The organism is Pseudomonas sp. (assembly GCF_050739655.1).
GTDB lineage: Bacteria > Pseudomonadota > Gammaproteobacteria > Pseudomonadales > Pseudomonadaceae > Aquipseudomonas.
The window spans coordinates 1-1368 of the sequence record NZ_JBOIBY010000724.1 but is presented as its reverse complement, the minus strand read 5'-3'; the positions used below and the strand labels follow the sequence as shown (position 1 = coordinate 1368).

2 protein-coding genes are annotated in these 1368 nt (G+C 57.0%); both read left to right on the top strand.

Annotation, left to right across the window (positions count from 1 at the left end):
- On the top strand, positions 1-248 hold a 248-nt coding region (gene rplS / locus ACRESJ_RS34265; protein WP_431761840.1), incomplete at its 5' end, for a 50S ribosomal protein L19.
- 99 nt (positions 249-347) lie between these two features.
- The gene (gene xerD / locus ACRESJ_RS34260; protein ID WP_431761839.1) at positions 348-1244 is read left to right on the top strand and encodes a site-specific tyrosine recombinase XerD; all 897 of its coding nucleotides are present in this window, start codon (positions 348-350) and stop codon (positions 1242-1244) included.
- Positions 1245-1368 lie beyond the last annotated feature (124 nt).

Genomic DNA, 1368 nt, shown 5'->3' with positions numbered 1-1368 from the left:
AAGGCGACCGTTCGCGTCTGCAAGCGTTCGAAGGTGTTGTTATCGCCAAGCGTAACCGCGGCGTAAACAGTGCATTCACCGTTCGTAAAATCTCCAACGGTGTTGGCGTAGAGCGTACTTTCCAGACTTACAGCCCGCAAATCGACAGCATGGCTGTCAAGCGTCGCGGTGACGTACGTAAAGCCAAGCTGTACTACCTGCGTGACCTGTCGGGTAAAGCAGCTCGCATCAAGGAAAAACTGGCTTAAGTCCAGCTTCCGATGCAGAAAAAAGCAGCCTACGGGCTGCTTTTTTGTTGCCCGCGATTTATCTTCCGTGGCCGTACTACCGTTCTTGCCTGAGCCTTTATGCCTGCCATTGATCATCCTCTGATAGACCAGTTTCTCGACGCTCTGTGGCTGGAAAAAGGTCTTTCCGACAACACCCGCGATGCCTATCGCAGCGACCTCGCCCTGTTCAATGGTTGGTTGCAGGACAAAAACCTGGAGCTGGTCAATGCCGGTCGCGAGTTGATCCTTGATCACCTGGCCTGGCGTCTGGAGCAAAACTACAAGCCCCGTTCGACCGCACGATTTCTCTCCGGGGTGCGTGGCTTCTATCGATATTTACTGCGTGAAAAGTTGATCGCCATCGACCCGACGCTACGGGTCGATATGCCGCAACTCGGCAGGCCGCTGCCCAAATCCCTGTCGGAAGCCGATGTGGAAGCCCTGCTGAAGGCGCCTGATTTGAGCGAAGCGATCGGCCAGCGCGATCGCGCCATGCTCGAAGTGCTCTACGCCTGTGGTTTGCGAGTGACGGAGTTGATCAGTCTGACACTGGAACAGGTCAACCTGCGCCAGGGCGTGTTGCGTGTGATGGGCAAGGGCAGCAAGGAGCGGTTGGTGCCTATGGGGGAAGAAGCGATTGTCTGGGTCGAGCGCTACATGCGCGATGCCCGCATTGATCTGCTCGGCGGACGACCCAGCGATGTATTGTTTCCCAGTCAGCGTGGCGAGCAGATGACGCGCCAGACGTTCTGGCACCGTATCAAGCACCAGGCCAAGGTCGCCGGAATCGGCAAATCGCTGTCACCGCACACCTTGCGCCATGCATTCGCCACGCACTTGCTCAATCACGGTGCCGACCTGCGGGTGGTGCAGATGCTGCTCGGGCACAGCGACTTGTCGACGACTCAGATCTACACCCATGTCGCCCGAGCCCGCTTGCAGGATCTGCACGCCAAACACCACCCTCGCGGTTGAACCGGAGCAACTCTTATCAATATTGTGGTGACTGACAGTCCGCAATCGCGGGCAAGCCCACTCCCACAGGTTTCTGCATTGTTCATATGATTTGTGTACGACACAAACCTTGTGGGAGCGGGCT

Coding starts and splice junctions, on each gene's coding strand:
- xerD (WP_431761839.1), top strand. CDS start 348: ATGCCTGCCATTGATCATCCTCTGATAGACCAGTTTCTCGACGCTCTG.